Source organism: Streptomyces sp. NPDC001056 (assembly GCF_053598955.1).
Genome location: NZ_JBSFLI010000056.1, coordinates 15,518 through 33,210 on the forward strand (window position 1 = coordinate 15,518; position 17,693 = coordinate 33,210).

At 70.4% G+C, this 17,693-nt stretch carries 9 protein-coding genes, 1 tRNA gene and 1 rRNA gene; 1 reads left to right on the forward strand and 10 read right to left on the reverse strand.

Annotated features, from left to right (window positions below; genetic code table 11):
• Positions 1-55 precede the first annotated feature (55 nt).
• The 7 genes from ACWDD7_RS35705 to ACWDD7_RS35735 all read right to left on the reverse strand — a co-directional run bounded on the left by ACWDD7_RS35705 (position 56) and on the right by ACWDD7_RS35735 (position 13,427).
• On the reverse strand, positions 56-601 hold the full coding sequence (locus tag ACWDD7_RS35705) for a CinA family protein (RefSeq protein WP_351869740.1): 546 nt from the start codon (positions 599-601) through the stop codon (positions 56-58).
• The gene (pgsA, locus tag ACWDD7_RS35710; protein ID WP_450460461.1) at positions 598-1,380 is read right to left on the reverse strand and encodes a CDP-diacylglycerol--glycerol-3-phosphate 3-phosphatidyltransferase; all 783 of its coding nucleotides are present in this window, start codon (positions 1,378-1,380) and stop codon (positions 598-600) included. Before pgsA ends, ACWDD7_RS35705 begins: the two co-directional genes overlap by 4 nt.
• Positions 1,377-2,849, reverse strand: coding sequence for a 30S ribosomal protein S12 methylthiotransferase RimO (gene rimO / locus ACWDD7_RS35715; protein WP_392216745.1), 1,473 nt, complete (start codon positions 2,847-2,849; stop codon positions 1,377-1,379). The genes pgsA and rimO overlap by 4 nt, the downstream gene beginning before the upstream one ends.
• Before the next feature lie 93 nt (positions 2,850-2,942).
• Positions 2,943-3,782 (reverse strand): helix-turn-helix domain-containing protein, encoded by an 840-nt coding sequence (locus tag ACWDD7_RS35720; RefSeq protein ID WP_392216744.1) that lies wholly within the window; start codon positions 3,780-3,782, stop codon positions 2,943-2,945.
• Positions 3,783-4,118: 336 nt separating this feature from the next.
• A complete protein-coding gene (locus tag ACWDD7_RS35725; RefSeq protein ID WP_450460462.1) occupies positions 4,119-6,890 on the reverse strand; it encodes a DNA translocase FtsK in 2,772 nt (923 codons plus the stop codon).
• 123 nt (positions 6,891-7,013) lie between these two features.
• Positions 7,014-7,694 (reverse strand): response regulator, encoded by a 681-nt coding sequence (locus tag ACWDD7_RS35730; protein WP_450460463.1) that lies wholly within the window; start codon positions 7,692-7,694, stop codon positions 7,014-7,016.
• A 273-nt stretch (positions 7,695-7,967) separates the two neighbouring features.
• A complete protein-coding gene (locus tag ACWDD7_RS35735; RefSeq protein WP_450460464.1) occupies positions 7,968-13,427 on the reverse strand; it encodes a HAMP domain-containing protein in 5,460 nt (1,819 codons plus the stop codon).
• A gap of 411 nt (positions 13,428-13,838) precedes the next feature.
• On the opposite strand from ACWDD7_RS35735, the gene ACWDD7_RS35740 reads away from it, so the two are divergent.
• Entirely contained in the window at positions 13,839-16,598 is a 2,760-nt protein-coding gene (locus ACWDD7_RS35740) for a SpoIIE family protein phosphatase (RefSeq protein WP_450460465.1), read from the forward strand.
• 70 nt (positions 16,599-16,668) lie between these two features.
• Here the strand turns inward: ACWDD7_RS35740 and ACWDD7_RS35745 are convergent.
• The 3 genes from ACWDD7_RS35745 to rrf all read right to left on the reverse strand — a co-directional run.
• Positions 16,669-16,744, reverse strand: a tRNA-Thr gene (locus ACWDD7_RS35745).
• A gap of 84 nt (positions 16,745-16,828) precedes the next feature.
• Positions 16,829-17,491 (reverse strand): DegT/DnrJ/EryC1/StrS family aminotransferase, encoded by a 663-nt coding sequence (locus tag ACWDD7_RS35750; RefSeq protein ID WP_450460467.1) that lies wholly within the window; start codon positions 17,489-17,491, stop codon positions 16,829-16,831.
• A 114-nt stretch (positions 17,492-17,605) separates the two neighbouring features.
• Positions 17,606-17,693: ribosomal RNA gene (gene rrf / locus ACWDD7_RS35755) — 5S ribosomal RNA — on the reverse strand; the annotation flags it as partial.

Below are 17,693 nucleotides of genomic sequence, written 5' to 3' on the forward strand. Positions count from 1 at the left end.
CCTCGCGCTGCGGCCGTGCGGGGAGCGATGTCGTGTTCACTCAGGGCTGCAAACATCAAAACCCCCCGTTCCGTTCCGTATCCTGTGCCCGTTCATTCCCAGACTGTTCGCCCGCAATCCGCTCCAGGAGCAGTGCGAGTACGCTCCGTACACTCTCCCTACGGATTTCCGCACGGCTGCCGTTCAACCGCAGGGCCTCCACTTTTCCGCCACCGGCGGAGGGCGCGAGGGCCGTCAGCGGTCCGTCGGCGGCCACGAAGACCGTGCCGACGGGCTGGCCGTCCTGCGGGTCGGGGCCTGCGACCCCGGTGGTCGCGATGCCCCAGTCGGCACCGAGGGCCTTCCGCACCCCGGCCGCCATCTGAGCCGCGACCTGCGGGTCCACCGCGCCGCGCCGCTCCAGCAGAGCCGCGTCGACGCCCAGCAGCCGGTGCTTGAGCTCGGTGGCGTAGGCGGTCACCGAGCCCCGGAACACCTTGGACGCTCCGGGCACCGCGGTGATCTCCGCCGCGACCAGGCCACCCGTGAGCGACTCGGCGACCGCGAGGGTCTCGCCCCTCACTGTCAGTAGTCGCACCAGTTCGGCGGCCGGGGAACTCACGCTTCCGTCTCCTCCAACGCCGCCGTGCGCTCGGCGATTCCCTGCCTGCGCAGCACAATGGCCTGTCTTACATAGTCGAGACCGGTGACGACGGTCAGGACGACCGCCGCGGCCATCACCCAGAACCGCAGCGTGGCCAGCCACCCGGTCAGCGCCAGCACATACATGCCGACGGCCACGCCCTGTGTGAGGGTCTTCAGCTTGCCGCCGCGGCTGGCCGGGATCACGCCGTAGCGAATGACCAGAAAACGCATCAGGGTGATGCCGAGTTCCCGGCCGAGGATGACGACCGTCACCCACCACGGCAGATCGCCGAGGGAGGACAGACAGATCAGCGCCGCGCCCATGATCGCCTTGTCGGCGATCGGGTCGGCGATCTTGCCGAAGTCGGTGACCAGGTTGTAGGTGCGCGCCAGATGACCGTCGAACAGGTCGGTGATCATGGCGATGGCGAAGGCCGCCCAGGCCAGCGAGCGCCAGGCCGGGTCGTAGCCGCCGCCCGCCAGCATCAGCGCCACGAAGCCGGGCACCAGGACCAGCCGGAGCATGGTCAGCAGATTGGCGACATTCCATACGCTCGCCTGGTTGACCGCCGCAGCCGTGATCTTGCCCCCGCGCGCGGGCCTCCCCTCGCCCGTCGTGCCGGCGCCGGGAGCGGATGCGGATGCGGATGCGGAACCGGAGACCTCGGACGCAACGCCGTCGGCAGCGGCGGCGCTGCCCCGGGCGCCCTGCGCGCCGGAGGAGCCGCCCGCGGCGGAAGCCGGGACTCCGGTCATCTGCCCGCCTCCTCACTCCACGCGGGCGAGCCGGTCAGCGGCTCGGCCACCAGGTCGACACCCTCCGTACCGACCACCTTCGCCTCGACCATACGTCCCACGACGAGGCCCTCGCCGCTCGTGAGCAGCACCTGGCCGTCGGTCTCGGGCGCCTGGTGCGCGGCGCGGCCGTACACGCCCTCCTCGTCGTCCACCGATTCGACCAGGACGTGCACGCTCTCGCCGACGCGCTCCTCGGCGCGCTGCGAGACCAGTTCCTCGGCGAGCCGGGAGATGTGCGCCAGGCGCTCGGCGACGACGTCCTCGTCCAGCTTGTCGTCGTAGGTCGCCGCCTCGGTGCCCTCCTCGTCGGAGTAACCGAAGACGCCGATGGCGTCCAGGCGGGCGCCGGTCAGGAAGCGCTCCAGTTCGGCGAGGTCCGCCTCGCTCTCGCCGGGGAAGCCGACGATGAAGTTGGAGCGCACACCGGCCTCGGGGGCCTTGGAGCGGATGGTGTCGAGCAGCTCCAGGAAGCGGTCGGTGTCGCCGAAGCGGCGCATGGCGCGCAGCACGCCGGGCGCGGAGTGCTGGAAGGACAGGTCGAAGTACGGCGCGATCTTGGGCGTCGAGGTGAGCACGTCGATCAGGCCGGGGCGCATCTCGGCCGGCTGGAGGTAGCTCACCCGGACCCGCTCGATGCCGTCGATCCCGGCCAGTTCGGGCAGCAGCGACTCCAGCAGGCGGATGTCGCCGAGGTCCTTGCCGTACGACGTGTTGTTCTCGGAGACCAGCATGATCTCCTTCACGCCCTGCTCGGCCAGCCAGCGCGACTCGCCCAGGACATCGCTGGGGCGGCGGGAGATGAAGGAGCCGCGGAAGGACGGGATGGCGCAGAAGGAGCAGCGTCGGTCGCAGCCGGAGGCGAGCTTCACCGAGGCGACCGGCGCGCCGTCCAGGCGGCGGCGCAGGGGCGCGCGGGGCCCGGAGGCGGGCGCCACCCCCTCGGGCAGGTCGGTCGGGCCGTGACCGGGCAGGGCGACCGAGGCGGCCGAGTCCTGGCGCTCGGCCGGGCTGATCGGCAGCAGCTTGCGGCGGTCACGCGGCGTGTGCGAGGCGTGGATGCCGCCGGAGAGGATGGTCTGCAGGCGGTCGGAGATGTCCGTGTAGTCGTCGAAGCCGAGCACGCCGTCGGCCTCGGGCAGCGCCTCGGCCAGTTCCTTGCCGTACCGCTCGGCCATGCAGCCCACCGCCACGACGGCCTGGGTTCTGCCATGGCTCTTGAGGTCGTTGGCCTCCAGGAGGGCGTCGACGGAGTCCTTCTTGGCGGCCTCGACAAAGCCACAGGTGTTGACGACGGCGACGTCTGCGTCCGCGGCGTCCTCGACAAGCTGCCAGCCGTCCGCCTCCAAACGGCCTGCGAGCTCCTCGGAGTCCACCTCGTTACGGGCGCAGCCGAGAGTGACGAGTGCGACGGTACGGCGTTCAGGCATGGGCTCAAGAGTACTTTGTCTCACCGACGGCCCATGTCGACGGGGTTGGCCGAACTCGGCCGACCCCGTCGGCGGGCACATCGGCGGGCCGGGTCAGCCCGCGACGGGGTCGCCCTTGGTGTACGTCAGCCGCTCCACGGCGCCGGGCCGGAAGTTGTCCTCGATCTTCTTGCCGTTGACGTACAGCTGGATCGCGCCGGCGTCACCGAGGATCAGGTTGATCTTGCTGCTGTCCTGGAAGGTCTTGGACTGGCCCTTGTCCAGCAGGCCGTCGAAGAGCATCCGCCCGTTGTGGTCCTTGGCCGAGATCCAGCTGCGTCCGTCCGGCGCGCTGACCTGGACGGTGACCTTGTCCTGCGGAGCGGCGGCGATGGCGCTGTCGGTGGGCTCGGGAGTCGGGTCGGCGGGCTTGTCCCGGGTCGGCGTGGGCGAGGCCGCCTTGCTGGTGGCGGGCGCGGCGCCGTCGGCGACCGACTTGGAGTCGCTTCCGCCGTCGCCGCCCTTGACCGCGGTGAAGCCGACGAAGCCGATCACGACGACGATCGCGGCGACCATCGCCGCGGTCCAGTTGGGGCCACGGCGCTCGGGCCGGATCCGCTCGGCCTCGAACAGGGGTGCGGCAGGGGTGGGCGCGGGACGGCCGCCGTGCTCGGCGTCGTACCGGGCGACAAGCGGTTCGGGATCGAGGTGGACGGCGCGAGCCAGCGTGCGGATGTGGCCGCGCGCGTACACGGCGCCGCCGCAGGGGGCGAAGTCGTCCGCCTCGATGGCGTGCACGATGGCGAGGCGGACACGAGTGGCGCTGCTGACGTCGTCCACGGTGAGCCCGGCCGCGATCCGCGCCTGCTGGAGGGCGCGGCCCACGGGGATTCGGGCTTCCTGGGACTCGTCTGGGAAGGGACGCTCGTCTTCAGGGGAGTTGCCGAGGGACACGGGGGCGCCTTTCGAGCGTGTAGCCACCTGTGCTGGAAGCTCAGTCTAGGGGGGGTACGAAAGGGTGGGGCAACCGGGCGGTACGAACTTCTACGCCATCGGAATGGCCCGACATTCCGATGGCCGGACAGGCGGATACCCCAGGGTGGGACGCTTACCTGTCCTCTCGCTCAACTTGACGTAGGACAAAGGGAAACGGTTGCCCGCCGCTCTCTAACGGGTGGATCACGGCGGGCACGGACGGAGCACGACGGCACGGTCGATCGCGACGGAACGGATGCGTCACGACGGACGGCTGCCCGGTGTTCGACGCGCGGAACCGGGCGGCTCTTATTACTATCCCTCGGACTCGCCTCGAATCACGGCGAGCACGCCGTCCAGTTCGTCCGGTTTCACCAGAACGTCACGTGCTTTGGAGCCCTCGCTGGGCCCCACGATGTTGCGGGACTCCATGAGGTCCATCAGCCGGCCGGCCTTGGCGAAGCCGACGCGCAGCTTGCGCTGGAGCATGGACGTGGACCCGAACTGGGTGGAGACGACGAGTTCGGCCGCCTGGCACAGCAGGTCGAGGTCGTCGCCGATGTCCTCGTCGATCTCCTTCTTCTGCTTGGCGCCGACCGTGACGTCCTCCCGGAAGACCGGCGCCATCTGCTCCTTGCAGTGCCGGACGACCGCCGCGACCTCCTCCTCGGTCACGAACGCGCCCTGCATACGGGTCGGCTTGTTCGCCCCCATCGGCAGGAAGAGGCCGTCGCCCTTGCCGATCAGCTTCTCGGCGCCGGGCTGGTCGAGGATGACGCGGGAGTCGGCCAGCGAGGAGGTGGCGAAGGCGAGCCGGGAGGGCACGTTGGCCTTGATCAGGCCGGTGACCACGTCGACGGAGGGGCGCTGGGTGGCGAGCACCAGGTGGATGCCGGCCGCGCGCGCGAGCTGGGTGATGCGCACGATCGCGTCCTCGACGTCGCGCGGGGCGACCATCATCAGGTCGGCCAGCTCGTCCACGATCACCAGCAGGTACGGGTACGGCTGCAGCTCGCGCTCGCTGCCCTCCGGCGGCTTGGCCCGCCCCTCGCGCACGGCGCGGTTGAAGTCGTCGATGTGCCGGTAGCCGTAGGCCGCGAGGTCGTCGTAGCGCAGGTCCATCTCGCGCACGACCCACTGAAGCGCCTCGGCGGCCCGCTTGGGGTTGGTGATGATCGGCGTGATCAGGTGCGGGATGCCCTCGTAGGCGGTCAGTTCGACCCGCTTGGGGTCGACCAGGATCAGCCGTACGTCCTCCGGGGTCGCCCGCATCATGATCGAGGTGATCAGGCAGTTGATGCAGGACGACTTGCCGGAACCGGTGGCGCCGGCGACCAGCATGTGCGGCATCTTGGCCAGCGAGTGCATGACGTAGCCGCCCTCGACGTCCTTGCCGAAGGCGACCAGCATCGGGTCGTCGTCCTCGGCGGACTCCGCGAGGCGCAGCACGTCGCCGAGGTTGACCATCTCCCGGTCGGTGTTGGGGATCTCGATGCCCACCGCGGACTTGCCGGGGATGGGGCTGATGATCCGTACGTCCGGGCTGGCGACCGCGTACGCGATGTTCTTGGCGAGCGCGGTGATCCGCTCCACCTTGACGGCCGGGCCGAGTTCGACCTCGTAGCGGGTGACCGTCGGGCCGCGGGTGAAGCCGGTGACGGCCGCGTCGACCTTGAACTCGGTGAAGACCTGGGTGAGCGAGGCCACTATGGCGTCGTTGGCCTCGCTGCGGGCCTTGCCGGGGCCGCCGCGCTGGAGCAGCTCCAGGGCGGGCAGCGAGTAGGTGATGTCCCCGGACAGCTGCAACTGCTCGGCGCGCGCGGGCAGCTCGCGGGGCTGGTCGGGGGCCTTCTTGGTGAGGTCGGGTACGACGGAGCCCTTGCCCTGCCCGGGGCGGGCGGCCGGGACCGGCCTGGCGGGCGGCTCGGGCGCCGGGGCGGCGGGCGGCTCGGGGGCCGGGACCGGGGTGGTCTCCTCGCGGTCGCCGACGCTGACGCCGTGGGTGAGGTCGGCGACCAGCGGGGAGGGCGGCATGCCGTGCAGCACCGCGCCGTCCAGCGCGGCGGCGGCAGCGGCGGCCACGTCCACGGCGTCCATCCGCCGCTGCGGGTCCGGCTGGGGCACCGCGGAGCGCCTGGGGCGGCCGCGGCGGCGCGAGAGGGCCTCTTCCTCGGCGCCGTCGGGGTCGTACGCCTCGGGGCCGCCCTGGCGCCTGCGGGAGCGCGCGGGCAGCGCCTCGCGCCACTGCTCCTCGTAGCGCTCGTCGTCCTCGGTGAGCCCGTCGAACTCCTCCGCCCCGTGCTCGTGCAGCACGCCCAGGCGCACCCCGAGGGCGCGCAGCCGCTGCGGGACGGCGTTGACGGGGGTGGCGGTCACCACGAGCAGCCCGAAGACGGTCAGCAGCACCAGCAGGGGGACGGCGAGCACCTCGGTCATGGCGTACGTCAGCGGGGTGGCCGCCGCCCAGCCGATGAGGCCCCCGGCGTCCCTTATGGCCTGCATGCCGTCGGCGCGGGCGGGCGAGCCGCACGCGATGTGGACCTGGCCGAGCACCCCGATGAGGAGCGCGGACAGGCCGATCACGATCCGCCCGTTGGCCTCCGGCTTCTCCGGGTGCCGGACGAGCCGTACGGCGATCACCGCGAGCAGTATCGGCACCAGCAGGTCGAGCCGGCCGAAGGCACCGGTGACCAGGATCTCCACCAGATCGCCGACGGGGCCCTTGAGATCGGCCCAGGTGCCGGCGGCGACGATCAGCGCGATGCCGAACAGCAGCAGCGCGACGCCGTCCTTGCGGTGGGCCGGGTCGAGGTTCCTGGCGCCCTGCCCTATGCCCCGGAAGACGGCGCCGACGGCGTGTGCGAGTCCGAGCCAGAGCGCGCGCGCCAGGCGGTACACGCCCCCGGTGGGGCTGGGCGCCGGCTTCGGCGGGACCTTCTTGGCCGCGGCCTTCCTGGCAGGCGCCTTCTTCGCGGGCGCCTGCCTGGCCGGGGCCTTCTTCGCGGCGGCCTTCTTCGCCGGACCCTTCGCGGGAGCGGCCGCCTTCTTCGCGGGCTGCTTCTTGGCTGCGGAGGGACGTGAGGCCATGGGTGTGAGATTACCGGGGGAGACGGCAGCGGACACGTGTGCCCACAGCTTCACCCGTTCGTGTCGCCCTCGCCGGGGCGCCGAACTGACGTGGGCTCATGGGCAACGGCACTTCGGCGGGGATCAGTTGGTCGGTGACACCGCGGGGCCGCCCGTGCCGGCGCCCGGTTCCAGAGCGTCGAGCGCGCGGCGCAATCCGGTGAGTTTGCGCTCCAGATGGGCCGCCGTGGCCACCGCGGCCGCGTCCGCGGAGTCGTCGTCCAGCTGCTTGGACAGCGCCTCCGCCTGCTCCTCGACGGCCGCGAGCCGCGCGGACAGCTCGGCGAGCAGTCCGGCCGACTCCTTGCCGGCGACCGCGCCCTTGCCGCCGCCCTCCAACTGGAGCCGCAGCAGCGCAGCCTGCTCGCGCAGCTGGCAGTTCTTCATGTACAGCTCGACGAACACCGAGACCTTGGCGCGCAGCACCCAGGGGTCGAACGGCTTGGAGATGTAGTCCACCGCGCCGGCCGCGTAGCCCCGGAAGGTGTGGTGCGGGCCGTGGTTGATCGCCGTGAGGAAGATGATCGGGATGTCCCGGGTCCGCTCGCGCCGCTTGATGTGCGCCGCGGTCTCGAACCCGTCCATGCCCGGCATCTGGACGTCCAGCAGAATGACCGCGAAATCGTCCGTGAGCAGTGCTTTGAGCGCTTCCTCCCCGCTCGATGCCCGCACCAGCGTCTGATCGAGCGCGGAGAGGATGGCCTCCAGCGCCAGCAGATTCTCCGGCCGGTCATCGACCAGGAGGATCTTGGCCTTCTGCACCATGGCCCGCCCTCCTCGCCCCGGCGGTACACCGGGCGCCGCCCCAGGGGACGACTCCCTTTCGCCGCCCGTCCTTGTGCCGGTCATCGTAGCCGCACCCCGCTCGTCGCCACACCCTGTCACCGCGATGTCACTGTGCACGGAGCGGAAACGGGGCGGGAACCCGAAAGGTTCCCGGAATCCCACGTTCCCGTACGTCCGCAGCCACCCTAAGCGCACAACTCCGCGCACCCGCCAGAGGTTCCCGGGTGTTCACACCATGGTCGGCCGATCCCGTCACTTCCCCCGCATCCACTGCTGCAGCACGCCCAGCAGATGGTCCGAATCGACCGGCTTGGTCACGTAGTCGGACGCACCCGCCTCGATCGCCTTCTCCCGGTCGCCCTTCATCGCCTTCGCGGTCAGCGCGATGATCGGCAGCCCGGCGAACTGCGGCATCCTGCGGATCGCCGTGGTCGTCGCATAGCCGTCCATCTCGGGCATCATGATGTCCATCAGGACGACCGCCGCGTCGTCGTGCTGCTCCAGGACCTCGATGCCCTCGCGGCCGTTCTCGGCGTACAGCACCGACAGGCCGTGCTGCTCCAGGACGCTCGTGAGCGCGAAGACGTTGCGGATGTCGTCGTCCACGATGAGCACCTTCTGGCCGCCGAAGCGCACCCCGCTCGTGGACTGCGGCGCGCTGTCCTGCTCGGGCACCGCCGTCCACCGCTCGGACCGCTCGCCCTGCGGCAGGCCGCGCCGGCGACGCCGGAAGAGCGCCGCGGGCCCGTTCTGCATCTCCAGGTACGACTTGACCTCGGCCGGCGTCTCGATCTCGGAGGCGGACAGCTGCGAGGACTGCTCCGCCGCCTGGGAGGCCGCCAGGTCGCCGGCCTCCAGCGGCGCCACGGACTGCTGGTAGCCCTGCGGCGGCAGCTCGCTCGGGTACAGCGGCAGGTACAGCGTGAACGTGGAGCCGCGGCCCGGTTCGCTCTGCGCGTGGATCTCACCGCCGAGCAGCTGCGCGATCTCCCGCGAGATCGACAGGCCGAGACCGGTGCCGCCGTACTTGCGGCTGGTCGTGCCGTCCGCCTGCTTGAACGCCTCGAAGATCACCCGCATCTTGCTGGCCGCGATGCCGATGCCGGTGTCCGTCACCGAGAAAGCGATCAGCTCGCCGTCCGGATCGGTGAGCGACCCGGCCTCCAGCAACTGCTCCCGGATGTTCTGCGGCACGTCCGCGCCCGCGGGCCGGATGACCAGCTCCACCGACCCGGAATCGGTGAACTTCACCGCGTTGGACAGCAGGTTGCGCAGCACCTGGAGCAGCCGCTGCTCGTCGGTGTGCAGGGTCGCGGGCAGCTCCGGGGAGACCCGCACCGACAGGTCCAGGCCCTTCTCCGCGGTCAGCGGCCGGAAGGTGGCCTCCACGTAGTCCACCAGCTGGACGAGCGCGATCCTGGTCGGCGAGACGTCCATCTTGCCCGCCTCGACCTTCGCCAGGTCCAGGATGTCGTTGATCAGCTGGAGCAGGTCGGAGCCCGCGCCGTGGATGGTCTCGGCGAACTCGACCTGCTTGGGCGAGAGATTGCCCTCGGCGTTGTCGGCGAGCAACTTGGCCAGGATCAGCAGCGAGTTCAGCGGCGTGCGCAGCTCGTGCGACATGTTGGCCAGGAACTCGCTCTTGTAGCGCATCGACACCGCGAGCTGCTCGGCGCGCTCCTCCAGGACCTGCCGGGCCTCCTCGATCTCGGTGTTCTTCACCTCGATGTCCCGGTTCTGCCGGGCCAGCAGCTCGGCCTTCTCCTCCAGTTCGGCGTTGGAGTCCTGAAGCGCCTTCTGCCGGTTCTCCAACTCCGCCGACCGCTCGCGCAGCTGCTCGGTCAGCTCCTGCGACTGCTCCAGCAGCCGCTCGGTCTTGGTGTTGACCGAGATGGTGTTGACGCTGGTCGCGATGACCTCGGCGATCTGGTTGAGGAAGTCCTTCTGGATCTGCGTGAACGGCGTGAAGGAGGCCAGCTCGATGACGCCGAGCACGGTGTCCTCGAACAGCACCGGCAACACGATCACCTGGGCCGGCGGCGCCTCACCGAGCCCGGAGGAGATCTTCAGGTAACCGCTCGGCGCGTCCGAGACCAGGATGGTGCGCTTCTCCTGGGCGGCCGTGCCGACCAGTGCCTCACCCGGCCGGAACGACGTCGGCATGGAGCCCATCGAGTAGCCGTACGAGCCCAGCATCCGCAGTTCGTAGGCGTCCTTGCCCTCATCGGCGTCCTTGCCCTCCATGAGCGGCATCGCCAGGAAGAACGCGCCGTGCTGCGCGGAGACCACCGGCGTCAGCTCGCTCATGATCAGCGAGGCGACGTCCTGGAGGTCGCGGCGGCCCTGCATGAGCGCGGAGATGCGGGCCAGGTTGCCCTTGAGCCAGTCCTGCTCCTTGTTGGCGATCGTGGTGTCGCGCAGGTTCGCGATCATCTTGTTGATGTAGTCCTGCAGTTCCTGGATCTCGCCGGACGCGTCGACGTCGATCTTCAGGTTCAGGTCACCGCGGGTCACCGCGGTCGCCACCCGCGCGATCGCGCGCACCTGCCGGGTCAGGTTCCCGGCCATCTCGTTCACCGACTCCGTCAGGTCCCGCCAGGTGCCGTCCACGTCCCGCACCCGCGCCTGGCCGCCCAGCTGGCCCTCGGTGCCCACCTCGCGGGCCACGCGCGTGACCTCCTCGGCGAAGCTGGACAGCTGGTCGACCATCGTGTTGATCGTCGTCTTGAGTTCGAGGATCTCGCCTCGGGCGTCGATGTCGATCTTCTTGGTCAGGTCGCCCTTGGCGATCGCCGTGGTGACCATCGCGATGTTGCGCACCTGGCCGGTCAGGTTGGACGCCATCTGGTTCACCGACTCGGTGAGGTCCTTCCAGGTGCCCGCCACGCCCGGCACGTGCGCCTGGCCGCCCAGGATGCCGTCCGTGCCCACCTCGCGGGCCACCTTGGTGACCTGGTCGGCGAACGAACTCAGCGTCTTGACCATCGTGTTGATGGTGTCGGCGAGCTGCGCGACCTCACCGCGCGCCTCGATCGTCACCTGCCGCGTCAGGTCACCGTTGGCGACCGCCGCGGCCACCTGCGAGATGTTGCGCACCTGCATGGTCAGGTTGTTGGCCATCAGGTTGACGTTGTTGCTCAGGTCCTTCCAGATGCCCGTGACACCCGGCACGTGCGCCTGGCCGCCGAGAATGCCCTCGGTGCCCACCTCACGGGCCACCCGGGTCACCTGCTCGGCGAACGACGACAGCTGGTCGACCATGGTGTTGACGGTCGTGACCAGCTCCAGGATCTCGCCCTTGGCGTCGACCGTGATCTTCTTCGACAGATCGCCCTTGGCGACCGCGGTCGTGACCTCGGCGATGTTGCGCACCTGGATCGTCAGGTTGTTCGCCATGAAGTTCACCGACTGCGTGAGGTCCTTCCAGGTGCCGGAGACCCCCTGCACCTCTGCCTGACCGCCGAGAATGCCCTCGGTGCCCACCTCACGCGCGACCCTGGTGACCTCCTGGGCGAACGACGACAGCTGGTCCACCATCGTGTTCAGGGTGTTCTTCAGCTCCAGGATCTCCCCGCGCGCGTCCACGGTGATCTTCTGGGAGAGGTCGCCGCCCGCCACCGCGGTGGCGACCTGCGCGATATTGCGCACCTGGGCCGTGAGATTCCCGGCCATGCCGTTCACGGAGTCCGTCAGGTCCCGCCACACACCGGCGACACCGGGCACCTGCGCCTGCCCGCCGAGGCGGCCCTCCGTGCCCACGTCCCGGGCCACCCGGGTCACCTGCTCGGCGAACGCGGACAGCTGGTCGACCATGGTGTTGATCGTGTTCTTCAGCTCAAGGATCTCGCCCCGCGCGTCCACGTCGATCTTCTGCGACAGGTCGCCGTTGGCCACCGCCGTCGTCACCTGGGCGATGTTGCGCACCTGGGACGTCAGGTTTCCGGCCATGAAGTTGACGGAGTCCGTCAGCTCCTTCCAGGTGCCCGACACGCCGTCCACCCGGGCCTGACCGCCGAGGCGGCCCTCCGTGCCCACGTCCCGCGCCATCCGCGTGACCTGGTCGGCGAAGCTCGACAGCTGGTCCACCATCGTGTTCACGGTGTTCTTCAGCTTCAGCATCTCGCCGGAGACGTCCACCGTGACCTTCTGCGACAGATCGCCGTTGGCCACCGCCGTCGTCACCTGGGCGATGTTGCGCACCTGGCCGGTGAGGTTTCGGAACGCGGTGTTGACGGAGTCCGTCAGGTCCTTCCACGTCCCCGCCGCGCCCGGCACCTGCGCCTGGCCGCCCAGCTCGCCCTCGACCCCGATCTCCCGCGCGACCCGCGTCACCTCGGCACCGAAGGACGACAGCTGGTCCACCATGCCGTTGACGGTGTTCTTGAGCTCCAGCATCTCGCCGGCCACGTCCACCGTGACCTTCTGCGACAGATCACCGCTGGCCACCGCGGTCGTCACGGCGGCGATGTCCCGCACCTGGGTCGTCAGGTTCCGGAAGACCGTGTTGACCGAATCCGTCAGGTCCTTCCAGGTGCCGGCCGCGCCCGGCACGTTCGCCTGACCGCCGAGCCGGCCCTCCGCGCCGACCTCGTTGGCCACGCGCGTGACCTCGTCCGCGAAGATCCGCAGCGTCTCGGTCATCTGGTTGATCGTCTCGGCCAGCTGCGCCACCTCGCCGCGCGCCGGAACCGTCACCTTCCGCGACAGGTCGCCGTTCGCCACCGCCGTGGTGACCTGCGAGATCCCGCGCACCTGGGCCGTCAGGTTGCCGGCCATCGTGTTGACGGAGTCGGTGAGTTCCTTCCACACCCCGGCCACCTCGGGCACCTGCGCGCGGCCGCCGAGGATGCCCTCGGTGCCCACCTCCCGGGCCACCCGCGTCACCTCGGAGGAGAAGGCCGAAAGCTGGTCCACCATCGTGTTGACGGTGTTCTTCAGCTCCAGCATCTCGCCCGCGACGTGCACGGTCACCTTGCGCGACAGATCGCCCTTGGCGACCGCCGTCGTCACCAGGGCGATGTCCCGCACCTGCGCGGTGAGCCGGTCCGCCATGGTGTTGACGGACTCCGTCAGGTCCTTCCAGGAACCCGACATGCCGCGCACCCGGGCCTGGCCGCCGAGCTTGCCCTCGGTGCCGACCTCGCTGGCCACCCGTGTGACCTCGTCGGTGAACGTCGACAACTGGTCGACCAGGTTGTTGACGGTACGGCCGACCTTCAGGAACTCGCCCCGCAGCGGATGCCCGGTGCCGCCGTCCGGCGCCTGTGCCCGCAGCTCCATGCGCGGCGAGAGATCGCCCTCCGCGACCGCGGTGAGCACCCGGCCGACCTCGGAGACGGGTCGTACGAGATCGTCCACCAGCGCGTTCGAGTGCTCGATCGCGGCCGCCCAGGAACCCTCGCAGGCCCCCGTCTCCAGGCGCTCCGTGAGCTTTCCCTCACGGCCCACCATGCGCCGTACCCGCGACAGCTCGCCGGTCAGATGCAGATTGCGGTCGGCCACCTCGTTGAAGACCGCCGCGATCTCCGACATCACGCCGTCCCCGGAGACCGTGAGCCGCTTGCGGAAGTTCCCGTCACGCATCGCCACGAGAGCCGCCAGCAGCCGGTTCAGGCCGGCGGTGTCCACCTCGGTGGTGCCGCCGCTCCTGCCCAGGGACGGTCCGCCCTTCGCGCGCGTCTTCGTGCCACGCGTCGCTGCGCCAGACTCCACTGTGTCCCTCCCGGGGGATCGACCCTTACTGCCGTATGCGGACGCGTCCGTCCGGCATGCCGGTCTCCTCGACATACCGCTTACTTCCGCGTACCGGTTACTGCTGCGTATTTCTGCCAGACGAGATCCGGCCACACCAAGGGCTGATGCCCGCCGTACACGGAACACACGCGGCGCGACCAGAGCTTCACCAGAAGCCTGCCCAGTGTTTCACCCCGCCTGAACCAGGCCATAACAGTTCGGCAGCTTCGCACATCGTCCGCACACCCTGGGGGGTAAACACCGGCGACCGGCACCCGCTCGGACGGCGAAGGTAAGTAACCTTGCATCCGGCTGTCCAGCCGCACCGGTCCCGACCGGCCTGGGCGGTGGCACGAGAACGAGCGGGCATCGGAGGGGCGGCCGCAGACCATGACCACCGGACTGATCCCGGGGGGACAGCCCCCGGAGCCGCGGCCGACCGACGCGCCGATGCCGCAGCAGCGGCTCGACCCGGTCGGTCCGTCCGCCCTGCACGTAGACAACCGGCCGAGGAGTTCTGTGATCACCGCGCGCGCGGCCGCCAGTTTCGAGCCCGTCGGACGATCGGTGGCGACCGCCCGGTCCTTCGTCCGCGACACCCTCCAGGGGTGGGGCTTCGCCGACATCGTCGACGACGCCGTCGTCCTCACGAGCGAACTGGTGACCAACGCCGTCGTGCACGCCGGTACCCACGCCGAGGTGCTCTGCCTGCGCACCGACGAGGGAGTGCGCATCGAGGTCTCCGACCAGTACCCCGAGCGCGAGGTCCCACTCCAGACGTCCGCCAGCCCCATGGCCAGCCCCGACCGCGAGGGCGGCCGCGGCCTCCAGCTCTGCGCGGCCCTGGCCACCCGCTGGGGCGTCGACTACACGCCGACCCACAAGCACGTCTGGTTCCAGCTCAACCTGCCCGAACGACCGGTCGGCACCCGCACCGCGGGCCCCGCCCTGCCCGTCGACCTGCTCCCGGTGGCCGACGGCCGGGTCCGTGTCGCCGTCCTCCAGGTCGACCGCAAGGGCGCCGTCACCGCGTGGAACGAGGACGCGGAGGACCTGTTCGGCCACCCCGCCGCCGAGGCCATCGGCACGCCGCTGACCGAACTCGCCGCCTGGCCGCACACCCCGGGCACCAGCACCGGCATCGCCGAGGCGCTCCGGCTCTCCCGCTGGGAGGGCAGCTACGGCATCCGCGGCGCCGACGGCCGGGTCGTGCACGTGTACGCCTCCCACCTGCGGGTCCGCGACACCGGCGGCGAGCCCTCCACCGTCTGCCTGCTGGTGCGCGACCATGAGCGCGCCGTGCTCCAGACGCCCACCCGGGTCCCGGCCGGCGACCAGGGCACCTCGCAGGACGGCCAGAGCACCGACCCCTTCGAGGTCTTCATCGGCTCCCCCGCCCCGGACGACCTCGACGGGCTGCTCCAGCGCACCGTGGAACGCGCCCGCGACATGCTCGACGGCGACTCGGCGTTCCTGCTGCTGGCCACCGACGACGAGACCGAACTGGAGGTCCGCGCCTCCACCGGGCTGCCCTCCGCCCGCCAGCGTTTCGCCCGCGTCCCCGTGGAGGCCGGCCCCGGCCGCTACGGCTCCGCGCGCATGCCCGCCGTCCACGACGATCTCATCGCCGTCCCCGGCGCCGTCCCCCTCCTCGGCGGCACCGGCATGCGCTCGGTCGTCACCGTCCCCCTCAAGGTCGAGGGCCGCCTCACCGGCTCCCTCGGCGTCGCGGCCGAGGCCCCGGGCAGATACTCGAACGAGGAGGCGCTGCGCCTCCAGTTCGCCGCCGACCGCATCGCCCTGGCCGTGGAGTCGGCCCGCCTCGGCGAGCTGGAACGGCTGCGCCGCGGCTCCCTGAGCTTCCTGGTCGAGGCGTCCGACCTGCTGGCCGGCACTCTGGACCGCGACCAGACACTGGCCCTCATGGCCCAGATGACGGTCCCCACCCTGGCCACCTGGTGCGCCGTCTACACCATCGCCGACCAGGCCTCGGACCCGTACCTGTCGTACGTGCTGCACGAGGACGAGGAACTCATCGACGGCATCAAGTCGTTGCTGTCGAAGATCGCCCCGCCGGACCCGGTGCCCACGCCCGGCGCCCGCGTCTGGACGGCCCCGGCCGAGGTCGCCCACCAGGCAGCGCTGCGCACCTCCATGCGCACGCTGGGCCTGGCCGGCGGCCCCACGCACCGGATCACCGCGGGCATCGGCCCGACCCTCGCGACGGCCTCCGCGGTCGGCGGCGAAACGGTCGTCCTGCCGCTCGTCGCCCGTAACCGGGTCATCGGCATGCTGGTCCTCGGCAAACCCACCGACGAACACTTCCGCCAGGAAATCCTGGAGCTGGCCGAGGACTTGTCCCGCCGGGCCGCCCTCGCCCTGGACAACGCCCGCCTGTACTCGGAACGCACCGCCATCAGTCAGGCCCTCCAGCGCAGCCTGCTGCCGCCCGGCACCCCGCACATCGACGGCGTCGAGGTGGAGGTCATCTACCGCGCGGCCGGCGAGGGCAACGAGGTGGGCGGCGACTTCTACGACCTCTTCCCCATCGACAACGGCGCCTACGGCTTCGCCATCGGCGACGTCTGCGGCACCGGACCCAACGCGGCGGCGGTCACCGGCCTCGCCCGGCATGCTCTGCGCCTGCTGGCCCGCGAGGGCCTCAGCGGCCCCGCCGTTCTGGAACGGCTGAACTCGGCCATTCTCGACGAGGGCGACCGCAGCCGGTTCCTGACACTCCTTTACGGAGAGCTGCGGCCGCAGCCGGACGGCAGCGCCGAGCTGAAGGTGGTCTGCGCCGGCCATCCGCTGCCGCTGCGCCTGCGCCAGGACGGCACGGTGACCCCGGCCGCCGAACCGCAGCCCCTGCTGGGCGTCATCGAGGACCTGGAACTGTACGAGGAGACGGTCACCCTCGACCCGGGCGACGTGCTGCTCTGTGTCACGGACGGCGTCACCGAGCGCCGCGAGGGCACCCGCATGCTGGGCGACGACGGCCTCGCCGACGTCCTCACCACCTGTACGGGGCTGACGGCCGGTGCGGTCGCCGCCCGCATCATGCGCGCGGTGGAACGCTTCGCGTCCGACGCACCGTCGGACGACATGGCCATTCTGGCGATGCGGGTCCCCGGCCTCCACAACGAGGGCTGAGCCGCGGCGGCTCGCGGCCGCCCCGGGCGCACGAAAAAGACCCCACCCGAATGGGTGGGGTCTTGATTTATGGAGCCCCCAAACGGAATCGAACCGTTGACCTTCTCCTTACCATGGAGACGCTCTACCGACTGAGCTATAGGGGCCTGTCGTTTTCGAGGTTTCCCTCGCGGCGACAAAGAAACTGTACCCCGAACCGGCCCGACTTCCCAAATTCGTTCGGGAGCCGGTCAGAAGGCGGGCTGGAGCAGTCCGCCGAGGGCGTTGCAGGCGGCGACGACGCGCTGCATCTCCCGCTTGGTCAGCGAGGCGTCGACGGGCAGCGCGAGTGTCTCGTCGGCGGCCAGCTCGGTCTGCGGCAGGGACACGCAGCGGCGGAACTCCGGCAGCCGGTGCACGGGCGTCTTGACCGGCACCCGGCAGTCGACTCCCCTGGCCCGCAGGGCGCGGGCGAAGGCGTCCCGGTCCGGCCGGCCGTTGCCGGGCACTCGCACCACGTACTGCTGGTAGGTGTGCCCGTCCCCGCCGTCCGGGGTCCGCACGCCCTTCAGTTTGGTGTCCAAGTAGGCGGCCCGCTGGCGCCGTTGCGCTATCTCGTCGTACGGCACCTCGGACTCGCTCTGTTCCAGGACCAGCAGCTCGTGCCGCTGCCCGAGGGTGTGCAACCGCTCGATGTCGGCCCGCCGTCCGAAGCGGTGGACGACAACGACGGCCGCTGTGCAGGGGGTTACGGCCGCCTCGACGGCCACGGGGTCGAGGCAGTAGGTCACGGGGTCTATGTCGGCGAACACCGGGAGCGCGCCGACCAGGGTCACGGCCTCGGCGACCTCGACGTTCCCGAAGGCCGGTACGACGACCTCGTCACCGACTCCGACGCCGGCCGCCCTGAGCATTGCAGAGGTTCCCATGTACGGGATGCTGGGCGCGCAGGGTGAACGACACGTTACGCGGAACAAAAAAAGGTCGGACCCCGAACCGAAGTTCAGGATCCGACCTTTTGAAAAATTGTTCGGCGGCGTCCTACTCTCCCACAGGGTCCCCCCTGCAGTACCATCGGCGCTGAAAGGCTTAGCTTCCGGGTTCGGAATGTAACCG